The organism is Vibrio penaeicida (assembly GCF_030689305.1).
In the GTDB taxonomy this organism is placed as follows: Bacteria; Pseudomonadota; Gammaproteobacteria; order Enterobacterales; family Vibrionaceae; genus Vibrio; species Vibrio penaeicida_B.
Map to the genome: position 1 here is coordinate 15,956 of NZ_JAUYVM010000020.1, position 16,922 is coordinate 32,877.

At 45.7% G+C, this 16,922-nt stretch carries 18 protein-coding genes; all 18 read left to right on the plus strand.

What is annotated here, in order from left to right:
* The first annotated feature begins 15 nt into the window (after positions 1-15).
* Positions 16-816 carry a flagellar assembly protein FliH gene (fliH, locus tag Q8W40_RS23445; RefSeq protein WP_305400691.1) on the plus strand — a complete coding sequence of 267 codons (801 nt, stop codon included), beginning with the start codon at positions 16-18 and terminating at the stop codon, positions 814-816.
* The gene (gene fliI, locus Q8W40_RS23450; protein ID WP_305400694.1) at positions 816-2,138 is read left to right on the plus strand and encodes a flagellar protein export ATPase FliI; all 1,323 of its coding nucleotides are present in this window, start codon (positions 816-818) and stop codon (positions 2,136-2,138) included. Before fliH ends, fliI begins: the two co-directional genes overlap by 1 nt.
* A gap of 11 nt (positions 2,139-2,149) precedes the next feature.
* A complete protein-coding gene (fliJ, locus tag Q8W40_RS23455; protein WP_305400696.1) occupies positions 2,150-2,593 on the plus strand; it encodes a flagellar export protein FliJ in 444 nt (147 codons plus the stop codon).
* A 146-nt stretch (positions 2,594-2,739) separates the two neighbouring features.
* On the plus strand, positions 2,740-4,863 hold the full coding sequence (locus Q8W40_RS23460) for a flagellar hook-length control protein FliK (protein WP_305400699.1): 2,124 nt from the start codon (positions 2,740-2,742) through the stop codon (positions 4,861-4,863).
* Between the two features lie 36 nt (positions 4,864-4,899).
* Complete coding sequence (gene fliL / locus Q8W40_RS23465; protein ID WP_305400702.1) at positions 4,900-5,394, plus strand: flagellar basal body-associated protein FliL; 495 nt, start codon at positions 4,900-4,902, stop codon at positions 5,392-5,394.
* Positions 5,395-5,401: 7 nt separating this feature from the next.
* Positions 5,402-6,481, plus strand: a complete 1,080-nt coding sequence (gene fliM, locus Q8W40_RS23470) for a flagellar motor switch protein FliM (protein WP_101112824.1) — start codon at positions 5,402-5,404, stop codon at positions 6,479-6,481.
* A 10-nt stretch (positions 6,482-6,491) separates the two neighbouring features.
* The gene (gene fliN / locus Q8W40_RS23475) at positions 6,492-6,899 is read left to right on the plus strand and encodes a flagellar motor switch protein FliN (RefSeq protein WP_101112822.1); all 408 of its coding nucleotides are present in this window, start codon (positions 6,492-6,494) and stop codon (positions 6,897-6,899) included.
* Between the two features lie 2 nt (positions 6,900-6,901).
* Positions 6,902-7,285 (plus strand): flagellar biosynthetic protein FliO, encoded by a 384-nt coding sequence (gene fliO / locus Q8W40_RS23480; RefSeq protein ID WP_305400707.1) that lies wholly within the window; start codon positions 6,902-6,904, stop codon positions 7,283-7,285.
* Positions 7,272-8,141, plus strand: coding sequence for a flagellar type III secretion system pore protein FliP (gene fliP, locus Q8W40_RS23485; RefSeq protein ID WP_305400710.1), 870 nt, complete (start codon positions 7,272-7,274; stop codon positions 8,139-8,141). Before fliO ends, fliP begins: the two co-directional genes overlap by 14 nt.
* A 12-nt stretch (positions 8,142-8,153) precedes the next feature.
* Positions 8,154-8,423: a flagellar biosynthesis protein FliQ gene (gene fliQ, locus Q8W40_RS23490; protein WP_101112817.1), complete on the plus strand. Its 270-nt coding sequence runs from the start codon at positions 8,154-8,156 to the stop codon at positions 8,421-8,423.
* Positions 8,424-8,431: 8 nt separating this feature from the next.
* The gene (fliR, locus tag Q8W40_RS23495) at positions 8,432-9,214 is read left to right on the plus strand and encodes a flagellar biosynthetic protein FliR (RefSeq protein ID WP_305400714.1); all 783 of its coding nucleotides are present in this window, start codon (positions 8,432-8,434) and stop codon (positions 9,212-9,214) included.
* A gap of 24 nt (positions 9,215-9,238) precedes the next feature.
* Positions 9,239-10,369, plus strand: coding sequence for a flagellar biosynthesis protein FlhB (flhB, locus tag Q8W40_RS23500; RefSeq protein WP_305400716.1), 1,131 nt, complete (start codon positions 9,239-9,241; stop codon positions 10,367-10,369).
* A gap of 119 nt (positions 10,370-10,488) precedes the next feature.
* The gene (gene flhA, locus Q8W40_RS23505; RefSeq protein ID WP_305400719.1) at positions 10,489-12,582 is read left to right on the plus strand and encodes a flagellar biosynthesis protein FlhA; all 2,094 of its coding nucleotides are present in this window, start codon (positions 10,489-10,491) and stop codon (positions 12,580-12,582) included.
* A 25-nt stretch (positions 12,583-12,607) separates the two neighbouring features.
* Positions 12,608-14,098 (plus strand): flagellar biosynthesis protein FlhF, encoded by a 1,491-nt coding sequence (gene flhF / locus Q8W40_RS23510; RefSeq protein WP_305400720.1) that lies wholly within the window; start codon positions 12,608-12,610, stop codon positions 14,096-14,098.
* Between the two features lie 13 nt (positions 14,099-14,111).
* On the plus strand, positions 14,112-14,999 hold the full coding sequence (locus Q8W40_RS23515) for a MinD/ParA family protein (RefSeq protein WP_305400721.1): 888 nt from the start codon (positions 14,112-14,114) through the stop codon (positions 14,997-14,999).
* A complete protein-coding gene (locus tag Q8W40_RS23520; protein ID WP_104402269.1) occupies positions 14,992-15,726 on the plus strand; it encodes an RNA polymerase sigma factor FliA in 735 nt (244 codons plus the stop codon). The genes Q8W40_RS23515 and Q8W40_RS23520 overlap by 8 nt, the downstream gene beginning before the upstream one ends.
* Positions 15,727-15,770: 44 nt before the next feature.
* Positions 15,771-16,139: a chemotaxis response regulator CheY gene (cheY, locus tag Q8W40_RS23525; RefSeq protein WP_000697871.1), complete on the plus strand. Its 369-nt coding sequence runs from the start codon at positions 15,771-15,773 to the stop codon at positions 16,137-16,139.
* A 59-nt stretch (positions 16,140-16,198) separates the two neighbouring features.
* On the plus strand, positions 16,199-16,921 hold the full coding sequence (locus tag Q8W40_RS23530) for a protein phosphatase CheZ (protein WP_305400722.1): 723 nt from the start codon (positions 16,199-16,201) through the stop codon (positions 16,919-16,921).
* Position 16,922: the final 1 nt, after the last annotated feature.

A 16,922-nucleotide genomic window follows, 5' to 3' on the forward strand; every position in this document is an offset into this window, starting at 1 on the left:
AAAATAGGTAGTGTGATGTCATTAGAACGTAAACGCGGCTTTCTACGACCGGATGAAGATGACATAGCCGAAAAAGCGGAAGCGTGGGGGTTACCTGACTATACAGGTGACGCCAATGCTAATGCCAAAGATACCGCCCTCAAATACGATCCTTCTTGGGTACCCAACTTTGATACGCCCGAAGCCGAAGAGCCGGTAGAACTGACCGAAGAACAAATAGAAGAAATAAAGCAAGCCGCCTATCAAGAGGGCATGACTTTAGGTCAAGAGAAAGGATACCAAGACGGGTTCGAAAAAGGCAAAGAAGAAGGGTTTACCACGGGTCATCAAGAAGGTACAGAGCAAGGTAAACAAGAAGGTCTTGAAGCTGGCCAAACTTACATTGAAGAACAAGTAAAACACTTTATGACGTTGGCAAGCCAATTTGCTCAACCTCTTGAGTTAATGAATTCTCAGGTTGAAAAGCAATTGGTGGACATGGTTCTCACCATGGTTAAAGAAGTGGTTCACGTAGAAGTGCAGATGAACCCACAAGTGATATTAGATACTGTCCGTCAAAGTGTTGAAGCTCTACCTATTGCAGGTCATGCCATTACCATAAAACTCAATCCCGAGGATTTGGCCATCGTTCTTTCGTCTTACGGCGAGGAAGAACTCAAAAATCGTAGTTGGACGTTATCCAGTGAACCATCTCTGAATCGAGGAGATGTGCATATCGAAGCTGGAGAATCGAGTGTGAGCTTTAAAATGGAAGAACGAATCCGTTCAGTCATTCAATCCTTCTGCGGGTCAAATCGGCATCAGGAGCAAGTGTAATGCTGGCTCTTGAAGAAAGACTTTCCAATTATAAAACCCAAGGCTTAACCACGAAGGCGATTGCTTCCGGCAAGTTAGTCCGCGTGGTGGGCTTAACGCTTGAGGCTACAGGGTGTAAAGCGCCCATCGGTAGCCTTTGCAAGGTTGAAACACTCAGCGGAGAAATGGAAGCCGAAGTAGTTGGGTTTTCAGGGGAAAGCCTTTATTTAATGCCGAGTGAACAAATTACGGGTGTTCTACCAGGCGCAAAAGTAACGCCAATTACCACTGACAGTGGTTTGTCGGTTGGAATGGAGTTACTTGGTCGGGTCATTGATGGTGTGGGTAATCCACTGGATGGTCTTGGTGATATCTATACAGAGAAAAAAGCCTCATTCAATGTTCAGCCCATAAACCCATTGGCACGAAAGCCGATTTCAGAACCGCTGGATGTGGGGTTGAAAGCGGTAAATGGATTGCTAACGGTAGGTAAAGGTCAACGTATTGGTCTCTTTGCTGGCTCTGGTGTCGGTAAGTCGGTCACTCTCGGTATGATGACGAGAGGCACAACCGCGCAAGTAGTGGTGGTGGGGCTGATTGGCGAGCGTGGACGCGAAGTAAAAGAATTCATTGAAGAGATTCTAGGAAAAGAAGGTCGCCAGCGTTCGGTCGTTGTTGCAGCGCCTGCCGATTCTTCACCTCTTATGCGTTTGAAAGGTTGTCAGACAGCGTTGACCATTGCGGAGTACTTTCGCGATCAAGGGCTAGATGTTCTTTTGCTCATGGATTCATTAACGCGTTTTGCTCAAGCTCAGCGTGAAATCGCTCTTTCGGTAGGCGAGCCACCAGCAACTAAAGGCTATCCGCCATCGGTGTTCGCCAAGTTACCGGCACTCGTTGAACGTGCTGGTAATGGCGATGATAATCAGGGCTCGATTACCGCTTTCTTTACCGTATTAACGGAAGGGGATGACTTACAAGATCCGATCGCCGATGCGTCGCGAGCCATTTTGGATGGTCACATCGTGTTGTCACGTGAGCTGGCAGATGCTGGTCATTATCCTGCTATTGATGTAGAGAAGTCCGTCAGTCGTGTTATGCCTCAAATCACAACCGATGAACACATGATGATGGCGAAAGCCGTTCGTCAGGTGCTTTCGGTTTGTCGAAAAAACCAAGATCTTGTTTCTATTGGTGCATACAAACCAGGGACAGACCCAGCGATTGATACCGCTTTTACTCTCAAACCTAAATTGGATGAGTACGCACAGCAAGGTATGGGAGAAGCGGTCCCATATGAGATGTGTGTGAATATGCTTCGCAGTATATTGCAGCCATCTTAAGAGAGGAATAAGTGAATAATGCTCTAGAGTTTCTACTTGAACAGGCCAAAGATAAAGAATCTCAGTCCGTGCTGGCTCTCAATAAGTCGAGAGCAGAGCTCGAAGATTACTACCGCCAAGTCGAGCAAATAGAAAAATACAGATTGGATTATTGCAATCAACTGGTAGAGCGTGGAAAAGGTGGGCTTACTGCGAGTGAGTATGGACACTTAAATCGATTCTTAACTCAGCTAGATGAAACCTTAGCTAAGCAAAAAGCTGCCGAAGAACACTTTGTTTCACAGGTCAATAATTGTGAAGAACACTGGCTGGAGACTCGAAAAACCCGTCGTTCTTATGAGTGGATGATTGAAAAGAAAGCAAAGGATAAGCGCATTCAGCAAGAAAAAGTAGAGCAAAGACAAATGGATGAGTTTTCCACTTTGCAATTTTCTCGTAGAAAAAGTTCCTTTTAGGCTTGTAACTTGAGTATATGAATTCAAATTGGCTCATTTTTTGCAAACTTTCTGACTTATAAAAACTGAATTGAATCGCCGAAAGTCGACTGTTAATCGTGACGCAGTTGGTCACAAGAGTGAACCAACGCATAGAGAGTGTGTTTATGAGCCAAAATCCTCTGTCAGTGAACGAATCCGGAAGCAAGTCCTATTTGCTGGGGAAATCCAACCAATCTACTGATTCTGCAAAAGAAAGTGAATCAGGAGGGTTTCTTAACGCACTCAAATCTGTCTTTTCCTCTGAGCCTGAGTCCGCAGAATCAAGTAAAAAAATTAAAGTAGATGGTTCAGAAGAATCTAGCAAAACCAAGGGGGAGCTAGGTACAGAGAATGTTGAAGGCAAAGGCTCTGAATCGTCAAAGGTTGCCGCCGCGGCAGATGAAGCCGGTGGAGAAGAATCTGTCGACAAGCTTCTATCCAGTTCTGAGGAAAGCTCAGACGTAGCTGGCGACGTGAAAAACGCTAAAAAACAAAACGTTGACCAAACTATGACTGAGGGGAATGACTTGCTTGGTCGGCTCGACGATTCAAATAAAGCCTTAAAAACAAAAGACATACTAACCGACGCTAATTCAGCTGAATACATCGACGCCAATGGCAACAAGTTGCCACAAGATTCTGCGGTTGTCGCAGGGGCGACAGGCCAGCCATTAAAAGAAAAGGCTGTTTCTGAACAAGATATAGCTGACGCAAAATCCAAATACCTTCAACAGTCTAATGTCGACGCTTCTAATGGAGTAGGCTCGGCTACTTTTGATAAAGCATCAGCAGAAACGAGTAAGCTTACGTCTCCGCAAGTGACAGATGAAACAAGCGGTGACTTTGTGAAAGGCGCGGTCGCCGTTTCTGGAGGCATAGCTTCTGGAGGCATGATTGTCGCCAACCAAGGTCAAATCGCACAAACATCAGCTGGAGCAGTTTCAAACACCTCTGTTGATGGAGTACAAATTGGAGCCGAGTCACTACAGAAGACTGGGCAAGCTGGAATAGCCCAAGGCACTTCCGAGCTAAGTGGTGAAGGTGCGCTGCCTGCAGGTGCAGCAACCGCTAATAGCACAGTCAGTCAAAACGGTTTGAAACACTCTAACCAAAGCCCTCAAGACGCACTGATTGACTGGACACAAAATACAGTGACTCAGTCAGCGATGGATTCTGATACGAAGCTTGCTACAACGTTTTCAGATACTCAACAAGTTGACTTGAAAGGTGCTCAAGCCAGTGCCGTTGGAGCCGGAGTTATCGCAAATCAGGTAGCTTCTGAGACATCGTTTGATGGGCAACCACTGGCGGCTTCTGAACAACTTCAAGGTCAATACACCGAGCCAATGTGGACAACAACATCTGCAGAGATGAGCAAAGCGGAATTGCAGGCGGCGAAAGGCGCGATAGAGTCTACCAATAATGCCAAAATGGCCGCTAGCGCAGCTCTTGCTGCCCATTTAGCAAATCCAACGTCGACTCCGTTGCCAGCCGATAGAATGGCGGCGGCTTCCGCAACACAAATAATGCCACAAGAAATCAATGCCACGGCAATGAACCAGCAGATGATTGCACAAAGCATGACGGCTGGTGCAGCGACCCAAACCAGTAATGTGGCAGCAGCTTCTGTAGCCGGAAGTGCAGCTGTTTTAGGTGCGACTAAACTGGCGAAAGGCAATGAAAATGGTCATGGCGAAAAAGCTGACCTTTCCCAACAACTCGCTGGTGTCGCGTCGCAACAGGGCTTAACCAGTGCACAAGCTAAAGCAGAGGGGCAAGCCGTAGCGGCCACTCAGCAATCACCGCTGCAGTTGTCTCGAGACGGGGCGGCGGCAGGGGATCAGCTCGCCGAACGTGTGCAGATGATGCTGTCTAAAAACCTCAAAAATGTCGATATTCGGTTAGACCCGCCAGAGCTAGGGCGAATGCAAATTCGTATGACGATGAATAACGACATTGCGTCGGTTCAATTTACGGTTGCGAACCAACAAACCCGAGACATTGTTGAACAAGCAATGCCCAGATTGAGAGAAATGTTGTCTCAACAAGGTTTACAGCTTGCAGATACGTCCGTTCAGCAGCAAAATGCAGGACAACAGCAACAAAGTCAGTATGTTGCGGGGCAGGGTTCCGGAAAAGGTAAAGATGGCGATGGCATTGATAGCGAATTTGGCTCAGAGGGTGACGAATCGCTCGAAGTTAACGTTGATGTGAAACCAAACCGTGATGGAATCAGTTTTTACGCTTAACATTATAACTTAACCTTCTATTTAACCGAGACGTTTATGGCAGAAGAACAACAAGACACAGAAGCGCCCAAAGGAAAAAGCAAGCTCCTGATCATCATCATAGCGGTAGTCGTTTTACTTGCTGGTGGCGGTGGCGCAGCCTTTTTCTTGATGGGATCCGATCCTGCAGAAGAAGCTCCAGCAGCAGAAGAAGCAGCAGTTCCCACGAATGAGCCCGCTTCTTATGTCAATATCCCACAGCCGTTTGTATTTAACGTTACAGGGGATAAGAAAGACAGATTGGTTCAAATCAAAGTCCAAATTATGGTGAGAGGGAGCGAAAACGAGGGAACGGCAAAACACCATTCTCCGCTGATTGAAAGTACCCTTCTTTCTACGTTTGGAGTCGCTACTGCTGAGCAACTTCGTACTCCTTTAGGTCGTGGGCAGCTACGTGATCAGGCAACTGACGACATTAAAGCTGCTTTGAGTCAGCTAGTAGGGCAGCCTGTCATTGAGAAAGTGCTGTTTACTGACTTCGTAATGCAATAGGTATCCTGTGACAGACTTATTAAGCCAAGATGAGATTGATGCGTTACTGCATGGTGTAGATGATGTAGATGACGGAGATGATGATGATCTTGATGCCGGTGGTGGGTCCCCAGAGAACACGTCCGACTATGATTTTTCGTCTCAAGACAGAATTGTTCGTGGTCGAATGCCGACCTTGGAGCTCATCAATGAGCGCTTTGCTCGGCACCTTCGAATAAGTTTGTTTAACATGCTGCGGAAAACCGCAGAGGTATCGATTAACGGTGTGCAAATGGTGAAGTTTGGTGAATACCAAAACACCCTCTATGTACCAACCAGTTTGAACATGGTGCGTTTTAGACCGCTTAAAGGTACAGCGCTTATTACCATGGAAGCGCGATTAGTCTTTATTTTGGTGGAAAACTTCTTTGGTGGTGATGGTCGCTTCCATGCTCGGATCGAAGGGCGAGAGTTTACACCGACGGAACGTCGAATTATCCAACTGCTTCTGAAAATCGTATTTGCAGATTATCAAGAAGCGTGGTCACCTGTTATGGGCGTTGAATTTGAGTATTTGGATTCAGAAGTAAACCCAAGTATGGCGAATATCGTGAGCCCGACAGAGGTGATCGTTGTGAGCAGTTTCCATATAGAAGTGGATGGTGGAGGCGGTGATTTTCATGTCGTAATGCCTTACTCCATGGTTGAACCGATACGTGAGCTCTTAGATGCTGGTGTTCAATCCGATAAGATGGAAACTGACGTACGTTGGAGCTCGGCGCTCAAAGAAGAAATTATGGATGTTCCCGTCAATTTCCGAGTGAACTTGTTAGAGCGGGATATTTCCCTTCGCGACTTGATGGAACTAAGACCTGGCGACATTATCCCAATTGAGATGCCTGAGAACGCAACCATGTTTGTAGAAGAACTGCCAACATACCGAGTTAAAATGGGTCGCTCCGGTGATAAATTGGCTGTGCAGGTCTCTGAAAAAATTAAGCGTCCAGATGTGGTTAAATCCGATTTGGTATTCCTTGGCAATGACATGGAATCAGAACTAGATAGTGGCGATGAGTTTGAAGAAATCTCGCCAGAAACAAATGAGTAGGTGATTGAGTATGGATCCAAACGAAGATCAAAAACTGGCAGATGAATGGGCCGCTGCATTAGGCGAAGACCCGTTAGCATCTGGTGGCGATGATGATGTTGAAGCGGCTCCCCTTGAAGAATTGTCTAACGAGCCAGCTCCGATTTCTGAAGATGAGCGTCGTAAACTCGACACCATCATGGATATTCCCGTCACAATTTCGATGGAAGTTGGGCGTTCACAAATCAGCATTCGTAACTTATTACAACTGAACCAAGGCTCGGTTGTTGAATTGGACCGAGTCGCTGGTGAGTCACTGGATGTACTGGTTAATGGAACATTGATCGCGCACGGTGAAGTCGTTGTGGTGAACGACAAGTTTGGTATTCGTCTAACCGACGTTATTAGCCAAACTGAACGAATTAAGAAACTTAGGTAGCCATGAAAAAACTCTTTGGCTGGTGGTTGTTTCTACCTGCGCCAGCATTGGCCTCCAGTGCTGGTCAGTTAGATATGGCTGCGACACTGGGGTCTTTGCTGTTTGTTATCGCCATTATTTTCGTATTGGCATGGGCATTAAAGCGAATGCGTTTGCCCAGTATGATGGGGCAAGATGGGCTAAGAATAGTTCGCCAGTTACCTGTTGGAACAAAAGAACGGTTAGTGATTGTGCAGGCTGGAGAAGAGCAGTTTCTCGTAGGTATCACCGCAAACTCTATCAATTTAGTTTCTAAACTGGACAAGCCTGTCGAAGACGCACAACCCGTGTCGGCACCCTTCGCCCAACAACTTAGTCAGTTATTGAAAAAAGATGAAAAAAAATAATTTTATCGCTGCCTTACTGGCAGCGTTTCTGTTTTTATGTCATTCAACCTCGGTGGCAGCGCAGGAAGAATTGGCGAGTACCATTCCTACCAATGCGGTAGGTTCGCAAAATATTGCGGTGGCAGAATCACAGACTGCAACAGGCTCTTCAAGTGCGTTTATCTCAGGTGGTGCTCCCGGAAGTGGTATTCCAGCGATAACGGTAACTACGAACCCTGATGGCACCGAAGATTACTCGATAAACTTACAAGTCTTGGCCTTAATGACATTGCTGGGCTTCTTGCCTGCAATGGTGATTTTGATGACGTCGTTTACCCGAATTGTCGTGGTGATGTCGATATTGCGTCAGGCTATGGGGTTGCAACAAACGCCGTCTAATCAGGTGATTATTGGTATTGCCATTTTTCTCACCTTCTTCATCATGTCCCCTGTAATAGATCGAGTAAATAATGAAGCCATTCAGCCATACGTAAACGAACAAATAACCGCTCGTGATGCGTTTAACTTTGCGCAAGTGCCTATGAAGGATTTCATGCTTAAGCAGACGCGTGTTAAAGATTTGGAAACATTCGTCAATATCTCAGGGGCTCAGGTAAATAACCCCGAAGACGTGCCGATGAGTATTCTTATCCCTGCATTTATAACGTCGGAGTTGAAGACCGCGTTTCAGATCGGTTTTATGCTCTTTTTGCCATTTTTGGTCATCGACTTGGTGGTTGCCTCTGTATTAATGGCCATGGGTATGATGATGCTTTCTCCGATGATCGTTTCTTTGCCCTTTAAACTCATGCTATTTGTGTTGGTTGATGGCTGGAATCTCATCTTATCCACCTTAGCTGGCAGTTTTGCAATATAGCGGAGGGAATGTATGACTCCTGAAATGTTCGTTGACCTGTTCCGAGAATCACTTTGGTTGGTTCTGGTCATGGTATGCGCCATCATTATTCCCAGCCTTATTATTGGTTTGGTTGTTGCCATTTTCCAAGCGGCTACGTCCATCAACGAACAAACACTGAGTTTTCTTCCTAGGCTAGTTGTTACGCTCTTGGCTTTGATGTTATTCGGGCATTGGATGACACGTATGCTGATGGAGTTTTTCTTCGAGCTGATTGAACGCATGCCAACTGTTCTGCATTAGAGGCGGGTATGGAGTTTTCTGCAGACATCATTCTCGACTGGATAGCTAACTACTTCTGGCCTTATAGCCGGATTTCAGCGATGTTAATGGTCATGACCGTGACGGGGGCAAGATTTGTATCTACCCGGATCCGTTTGTATCTAGGTCTTGCCATTACGTTTTCGGTAATGCCCGCTATCCCCGCTGTTCCTGAAGATATAGAGCTATTGTCGTTTCAAGGCTTTTTAACGACGTTTGAGCAGTTGGTGATTGGTATTGCCATGGGAACCGTTACCCAATTTATGCTGCAAACGTTTGTTGTACTGGGTCAAATCCTAGGCATGCAATCCAGTTTGGGTTTTGCGTCTATGGTAGATCCAGCAAACGGACAAAATACGCCCTTACTTGGCCAGCTATTTATGTTTTTGGCGACCATGTTTTTCTTATCGACCGATGGTCACCTGCAAATGATCCAATTGGTTGTTATGAGTTTTACCGCTTTACCTATCGGACAAGGGGCGTTGAATTCGGTTGATTACCGAGAGCTCGCTTTGTGGTTTGGTACTATGTTTAAAATGGCGCTGAGCATGTCGTTGTCGGGTATTATCGCTCTACTTACCATTAATTTGTCATTCGGAGTAATGACAAGGGCAGCGCCCCAATTGAACATATTCTCGCTCGGTTTTGCGTTTGCCTTGTTAGTCGGTTTGTTGATTTGTTGGTATATCATCGCTGGGTTGTTTACCCACTACGACTTGATTTGGCTCGAAGGACGTGGGCAAATATGCCGCCTTATCGATATGAATTGTTAGGTCAATAAGCACTAGGAGGCTTTTTTGGCAGAATCCGACGGTCAGGAACGCACAGAAGACGCCACGCCCAGGCGGCTAAAACAGGCGAGAGAAAAAGGGCAAGTTGCCCGCTCTAAGGAACTTGCTTCCGTGTCTGTTTTAGTGATTGGGTCTGTGGCGCTAATGTGGTTTGGTGAATCTCTCGCAAGAGGGCTGTTCACGGTGATGTCACGCCTATTCTCTTTGAGCCGAGAAGAAATTTATGACTTTGGAAAGCTCATCGAGATCATCTTCGGAGCCATGGTTTACCTGATTCTTCCTCTTCTTTTGATTTTGATTACTCTTTTTGTGGCAGCCTTAGCCGGTGCTGCTGGAGTAGGGGGGATCAGCTTTTCTGTTGAAGCTGCGATGCCAAAAGCTTCTAAAATGAACCCACTTAGTGGTCTAAAACGAATGGTCGGTATGCAGAGCTGGGTTGAACTGATTAAATCAATCTTGAAAGTGCTGCTGGTCGCGGGTGTTGCGTTTTACCTGATACAAGCGTCTCGTAAAGACCTGTTTCAGCTTAGCTTAGACTTGTTCCCAGCCAACATATTCCACGCATTGGATATCCTGCTTAACTTTACGTTGCTCATTAGCTGTTCATTGTTGGTCGTGGTTGCCATCGATATTCCTTTCCAAATTTGGCAGCACGCGAATCAGTTAAAAATGACCAAGCAGGAAGTGAAAGACGAATTCAAGGAGACGGAAGGCAAGCCAGAGGTGAAAGGGCGCATTAGAATGCTTCAGCGTGAAATGGCGCAGCGTCGGATGATGGCAGACGTTCCACAGGCCGACGTGATTATTACCAACCCTGAACACTTCTCTGTTGCGCTTCGCTACAACCAAAAAACCGACAAAGCGCCAATTGTGGTCGCAAAAGGTACCGATCATATCGCGTTAAAAATTCGAGAAATCGCCAGAGAGCACGATATTTACGTTGTCCCCGCGCCGCCGCTTGCTCGCGCACTCTATCATTCAACTGAGTTGGAACAACAAATTCCTGACGGTTTATTTACGGCGGTGGCTCAAGTACTTGCGTATGTATTCCAGTTGAAGCAGTTCCGAAAACGAGGCGGAGAACGCCCTACACTAAAAGAGAAGAACATGCCGATTCCACCAGACTTAAGACATTGATAACTCAATACTCTCACTATCTATCGATAAGACAAATTTTTGACTATTCAAATGGACTGGAATTTGCATAATAGCCTTCACCTTGCGTTTTAACTTATAAATCTTCTATTTAGCTTCTTATGAAATTGAACCTGCCATTTGCAGAAAAACTGCCCAATATGAGTAATCGGGCAATGCCCGCAATAGGGGCTCCGGTACTGGTCCTCGCGACACTCGCGATGATTGTGTTGCCCATGCCTCCGTTTCTGCTGGATTTAATGTTCACGTTCAATATTGCGCTCGCAATGGTCGTTTTGTTAGTGACGGTATACACTCGTCGCCCTCTTGATTTTGCGGCGTTTCCTACGGTCCTGCTGGTCGCGACTCTTATGAGGCTTGCGCTCAACGTGGCGTCTACTCGTGTTGTTTTGCTCTATGGTCACGAAGGACCAGGCGCGGCAGGTAACGTAATCGAAGCCTTTGGTAACGTTGTTATTGGGGGTAACTACGCTGTTGGTTTGGTTGTCTTCCTTATTTTGATGATCATTAACTTCATGGTTGTCACCAAAGGTGCAGGGCGAATTTCAGAAGTAAGTGCTCGATTTACTTTGGATGCATTACCAGGTAAACAAATGGCGATTGACGCCGATTTGAACGCAGGGCTTATCGATCAGGAGCAAGCCAGAACTCGGCGCTTTGAAGTGACCAAAGAAGCTGACTTCTATGGTTCGATGGATGGTGCCTCAAAGTTTGTAAAAGGGGATGCCATTGCTGGTATTTTGATCCTGTTTATCAACATCATCGGTGGTCTCTCCATCGGTATGATCCAGCATGATGTGAATTTTGGCGATGCGGTTCAAATCTACACATTGCTCACTATTGGTGACGGTTTGGTCGCTCAATTGCCGTCACTCTTGCTCTCGATTGGCGCAGCAATAATGGTGACTCGCCAAAATACTGACGAAGATATGGGACAACAAATGGTGTTCCAGATGTTCGATAACCCCAAGGCGCTAATGATCACAGCGGGCATTTTAGGGGTTATGGGTATAGTACCTGGAATGCCTCACTTTGCCTTCCTATTGTTGGCTATCATCGCAGGAGGTGGTGCTTACTACATTAGCAAAAAACAAAAAGATGAAGCGAACAAGCCGAAAACGCCAGCGAAACAAGAGGCTGAGCCTGTTTCTCAGAAAGAGCTGTCGTGGGACGACGTTCAGCCAGTTGATGTTATAGGGTTAGAAGTTGGTTATCGCCTGATTCCGCTAGTTGATCGAGACCAAGGTGGAGAACTGCTTGAGCGTGTAAAAGGTGTCCGTAAAAAGCTATCACAAGATTTTGGTTTCCTCATACCAGCTGTACACATTCGCGATAATCTCGAACTGCCGCCAAACAGTTACCGCATAACGTTAATGGGCGTGGCAGTGGGAGAAGCCGAAATTCGTGCCGATCAAGAGTTGGCGATTAACCCAGGTCAAGTTTATGGTGTCGTAGAGGGTGAAGCCACCATTGACCCTGCATTTGGTCTAGAAGCCGTATGGGTGAAAGACGATCAGAAAGAAACCGCTCAGGCTCTAGGTTATACCGTTGTCGATTCGTCAACCGTACTTGCGACTCACTTGAGCCAGCTACTCACAAACAATGCTTCGCAGTTAATTGGTCATGAAGAAGTCCAAAATCTATTGGAAATGCTGGGAAGAAATGCACCGAAATTGGTCGAGAATTTTGTACCGGACCAGCTTCAACTTGGTGTGGTGGTTAAAGTGCTACAAAACTTGCTTAATGAAGCCATTCCTATCCGAGATATTCGTACCATTGTTCAAACTCTGTCCGAGTATTCATCAAAGAGTCAAGAACCCGACATACTTACCGCTGCGGTTCGAATTTCTCTGAAACGCCTAATCGTTCAGGAAATCAATGGGATAGAGCCAGAGTTGCCAGTAATAACTTTGATTCCTGAATTGGAACAAATATTGCATCAAACTATGCAGGCGTCAGGTGGAGAGTCGGCAGGCATTGAGCCGGGGTTAGCAGAGCGATTGCAATCCTCATTGAGCCAAGCCACACATGACCAAGAGCTCAAGGGTGAGCCAGCAGTACTACTGACATCAGGTGTATTAAGAACAACACTCGCAAAATTTGTGAAGAACACCATCCCGAACCTAAGGGTGCTTTCCTATCAGGAAATACCGGATGAAAAGCAAATTAGAATTGTTCAGGCCGTCGGAAACTAAACATTGTTAGATTTGGAAAGCGATTTTGAAAATTAAACGATTTTTTGCCAAAGATATGCGCGGTGCGCTGCTTCAAGTTAAAGAGGAACTTGGATCGGATGCTGTGATCATGTCTAACAAGCGAGTGACTGGCGGCGTCGAAATTGTCGCAGCGATCGACGGTGACAGTGCGGCAAAAAATGGAAATAAAGATTCTAGCGCTTCTCGTAGCTCAAACGACTATTCACAAATGTCGTCGACGAGAAGAGAACTAAAAGATGACAAAGTCAGCATAGGCGAGGGGAGCGGTTCAATGACACGCCGCTTTGCCAATATGCTCAAGCAGTACAGCCAAGAAGCTGACTCAGAAAAAAGCACAGAAGCAGATTCGTTGGAAGCGCTGTTAAAGCGTCAATCTTCAAACAAAGACTCAGAACCCTACGATCGCCGTCGTTCTTCCGCTCCTTCAGGTATGGGGACGTCTGGACGCTCACTTGCTGAAGAGTCAGGGTTGTCTCGATTACTCAAAGATGACTCTACTACCGAAAGGCGTACGCCTAAGTTAGATCCTACTCGCTACGACAAAGGTGAACGAAATACGCGCGACAGTGGAAATCCAGAAGAACTGGAGAACATGCGTGAAGAAATGACGTCTATTCGTCGTCTACTTGAGCATCAAGTGTCCGGGTTAATGTGGCAAGAGGTAGAACGTCGTGAGCCTCTAAGAGCCATGTTAATAAAGCGATTGGAGCGAATGGGAGTTTCTCAAGAGCTTGCAGATCAAATGGCATGCTACATCCCTGAAGACACCCCACCTGTGCACGCTTGGAAAGCATTGTTAGGTCTGATTTCAGATCAAGTTACCATTCCCCGTGAAGATATTTTAAAGCGCGGTGGCGTTGTTGCTTTGCTCGGACCTACAGGTGTAGGTAAGACAACAACTGTAGCAAAACTGGCAGCGCGAGCTGCTATGGAGTACGGCGCCGATAACGTTGCGTTGGTGACAACAGACACCTATCGTATCGGTGCACACGAACAACTGTCGATTTATGGTCGAATTATGGGCTGTCCGGTAAGAGTTGCTAAAGATTCTGAGCAACTTGCCGAAGTCATATATCAGCTTAGAAATCGAAGGCTTATCTTAATTGACACAGCTGGTATGGGACAGAGAGATGTACGACTTTCCGAACAGCTAGATACTCTGATGCAGGAAAGCGGTGAAGTTATTAGCAGCTATCTCGTTTTACCTACAACAGCACAGCGAAAAGTGCTGCAAGAAACCATCGACCATTTTAAACGGATCCCTCTTTCTGGTTGTATTTTGACCAAGTTAGATGAATCCCTGAGCTTAGGAGAGGTTATCAGCGTGGTTATTCAAAATGCCATCCCTGTGGCTTACATTGCCAATGGGCAGAGGGTGCCAGAGGATATTGTGATAGCTCAACCTAAGTATATGCTTGCAAAAGCAAATGAGTTGCTAGAGAAGTCAGCGGAAGATGAACCTCACTATTGGAATAGTGAATCGGAAGGACTTTAAGCGGCGGACTACTATGAATAAAAATATGATACAAGATCAAGCCAGCGGCCTCCGTCGCTTAACGCAACCAACTCTTACTAAAGTAATTTCGGTTACTGGCGGTAAAGGCGGTGTTGGTAAAACAAATGTCACACTTGGTTTAGCACTTTCAATGGCGCGTCAAGGCAAAAAAGTTGTAGTGTTGGATGCTGATCTCGGATTAGCCAACGTTGACGTAATGCTAGGTATTCGGCCAAAAAGAAACCTAGGGCATGTATTGGCTGGAGAATGCGAGCTAAAAGACGCCATGGTTGAAGGACCTTTTGGCGTTAAAATTATTCCAGCCACTTCGGGTACTCAAAGCATGACAGAGTTGTCACCAGCCCAACATGCTGGTTTAATTCGTGCTTTCGGTTCTCTTGAAGAAGATATGGATGTGCTTCTGATTGATACCGCGGCAGGTATTTCAGATATGGTCGTAAGTTTTTCACGTGCAGCTCAAGATGTCTTGATTGTGGTGTGTGATGAGCCTACATCCATTACAGATGCCTATGCATTGATTAAACTATTAAGTCGTGAACATCAGGTTCAACGCTTTAAAATTGTAGCCAATATGGTAAGAAGTTACCGTGAAGGGCGAGAATTGTTTGCAAAGTTGACCTTGGTCACAGAACGATTTCTAAATGTTAGTATCGAGCTCGTCGCTTGTATCCCTCTTGATGATAAAGTACGTCAAGCGGTGAAAAAGCAGAAGATTGTGGTGGACGCATTTCCGCGTTCTCCGGCTGCATTGGCTATCAGTTCGTTAGCAAACAAAGCATTAACTTGGCCAATTCCTAAAACTCCGAGTGGACATTTAGAGTTTTTTGTTGAACGCTTACTTAATAACAGAGAAGTAGCAGGAGAGCCTTTTGGTGACTAAGGCGCTGACATACGATCAATTTGGTAACCCAGGAAGCCAATCGGCTTTCTTGGAGCGTTATTCCGATCTTGTAAAGCGAATTGCCCATCATCTCATTGGTCGATTACCACCTAGTGTATTGGTGGATGATTTGATTCAAGCAGGAATGATAGGGTTAATTGAAGCTCAGCAAAACTACGATGGAAGTAAGGGCGCAAGCTTTGAAACCTATGCTGGTATTAGGATTCGCGGCGCTATGTTAGATGAAATGCGACGTGGTGACTGGGTACCAAGATCGGTACATAAGAACAATCGAAGCATCAGTCAGGCGATAAATGAGCTAGAATCACAATTAAACCGTGATCCAACTGATGCAGAAGTAGCCAAACACTTAAATATGTCGCTAGAACAGTACCATAATGCGCTAACTGATATAAACTGTTCACGACTGGTAGGAATTGAAGACCTTGGTGTGTCAGAAGATGCAATATCTCCACACGAAGCGTCCGAAGATAACCTACCATTCAAAGGGGTAGCAGACGAATCTTTCCGACATGCCCTTATTGAAGCTATTAAAACTCTTCCTGAAAGGGAAGCCCTAGTTCTCTCGCTTTATTACGATGAAGAGCTAAATTTAAAAGAAATTGGGGAAGTATTAGATGTCAGCGAATCTCGCGTTAGTCAAATACATAGCCAATCTATGCAACGTTTACGAGCTAAGCTTAGTGCGTGGACACTTAATGAGTAATAACACTGACTTCGACCTCAGTGGAGGCAATTTTGAATAAAAACATGAAGATCCTCATTGTTGACGACTTTTCAACAATGCGCCGTATTGTTAAGAACCTACTTCGTGACCTGGGTTTCAATAACACTCAGGAAGCTGATGATGGTCTTACCGCTTTACCGATGCTCAAGAAAGGCGAATTTGACTTCGTCGTAACTGATTGGAATATGCCTGGAATGCAAGGCATTGACCTGCTTAAGAATATCCGAGCTGATGATGAGCTTAAGCACCTTCCTGTTTTGATGATTACTGCTGAAGCCAAGCGCGAGCAAATTATCGAAGCAGCACAGGCAGGAGTTAACGGTTACATCGTCAAACCTTTTACTGCTGCAACGCTGAAAGAAAAACTAGATAAAATCTTCGAGCGTTTGTAAAGCCATTATTACGCTTATAACAAACACACATACAGAGGCGTTGAAAGGGCAAAAGTAGAATGATTTCTTTAGAGCAAGCGAAAGAGTTGGTTAGCTTGTTGGAAAGCGACAAGCAAGAAGAAGCTAACGATCTCGTCAAATCCATTTCAAAGACTATCGAGAATCCAGTGATCCATGAAATTGGAACATTGACTCGCGAATTGCACGATTCTTTAACGCAATTCAAAGTCGATCAGCGAATGAATGAAATCGCTACAGATGAAATCCCTGATGCGAGAGGTCGTCTAGAGTATGTGATAGAAAAAACGGAAACCGCTGCAAATAAAACTATGGACGCGGTCGAACGTTCTCTTCCAATGGCTGACAACTTGCATGAACATCTAATGCTGGTTCGCCCTCAATGGAACCGACTTATGAACGGGCGTATTGAGCTGGATGAGTTTAAATCTCTTTGCCATCGAATCGATGAACTGATGACCCAGGTAGAAGGGGATAGCTCTGAGTTAAGAAGCCAATTAACGGAAATTCTTATGGCTCAGGACTTTCAAGACCTTACTGGACAAATCATTAGGCGTGTCATTACCTTAGTTCGTGAGGTAGAAGACCGACTTGTCGAAATTTTGACGGCCTTTGGTGTTGAGCAACAAACAGACGAGCACGAAGAGGACAAAGCGAAGAATGGTGCCGAAGCAGAAGGCCCAATTATTAACGCTCACGAGCGTGAAGACGCTGTCGCTTCACAAGACGATGTTGATGACTTGCTGTCGAGTCTTGGCTTCTAGG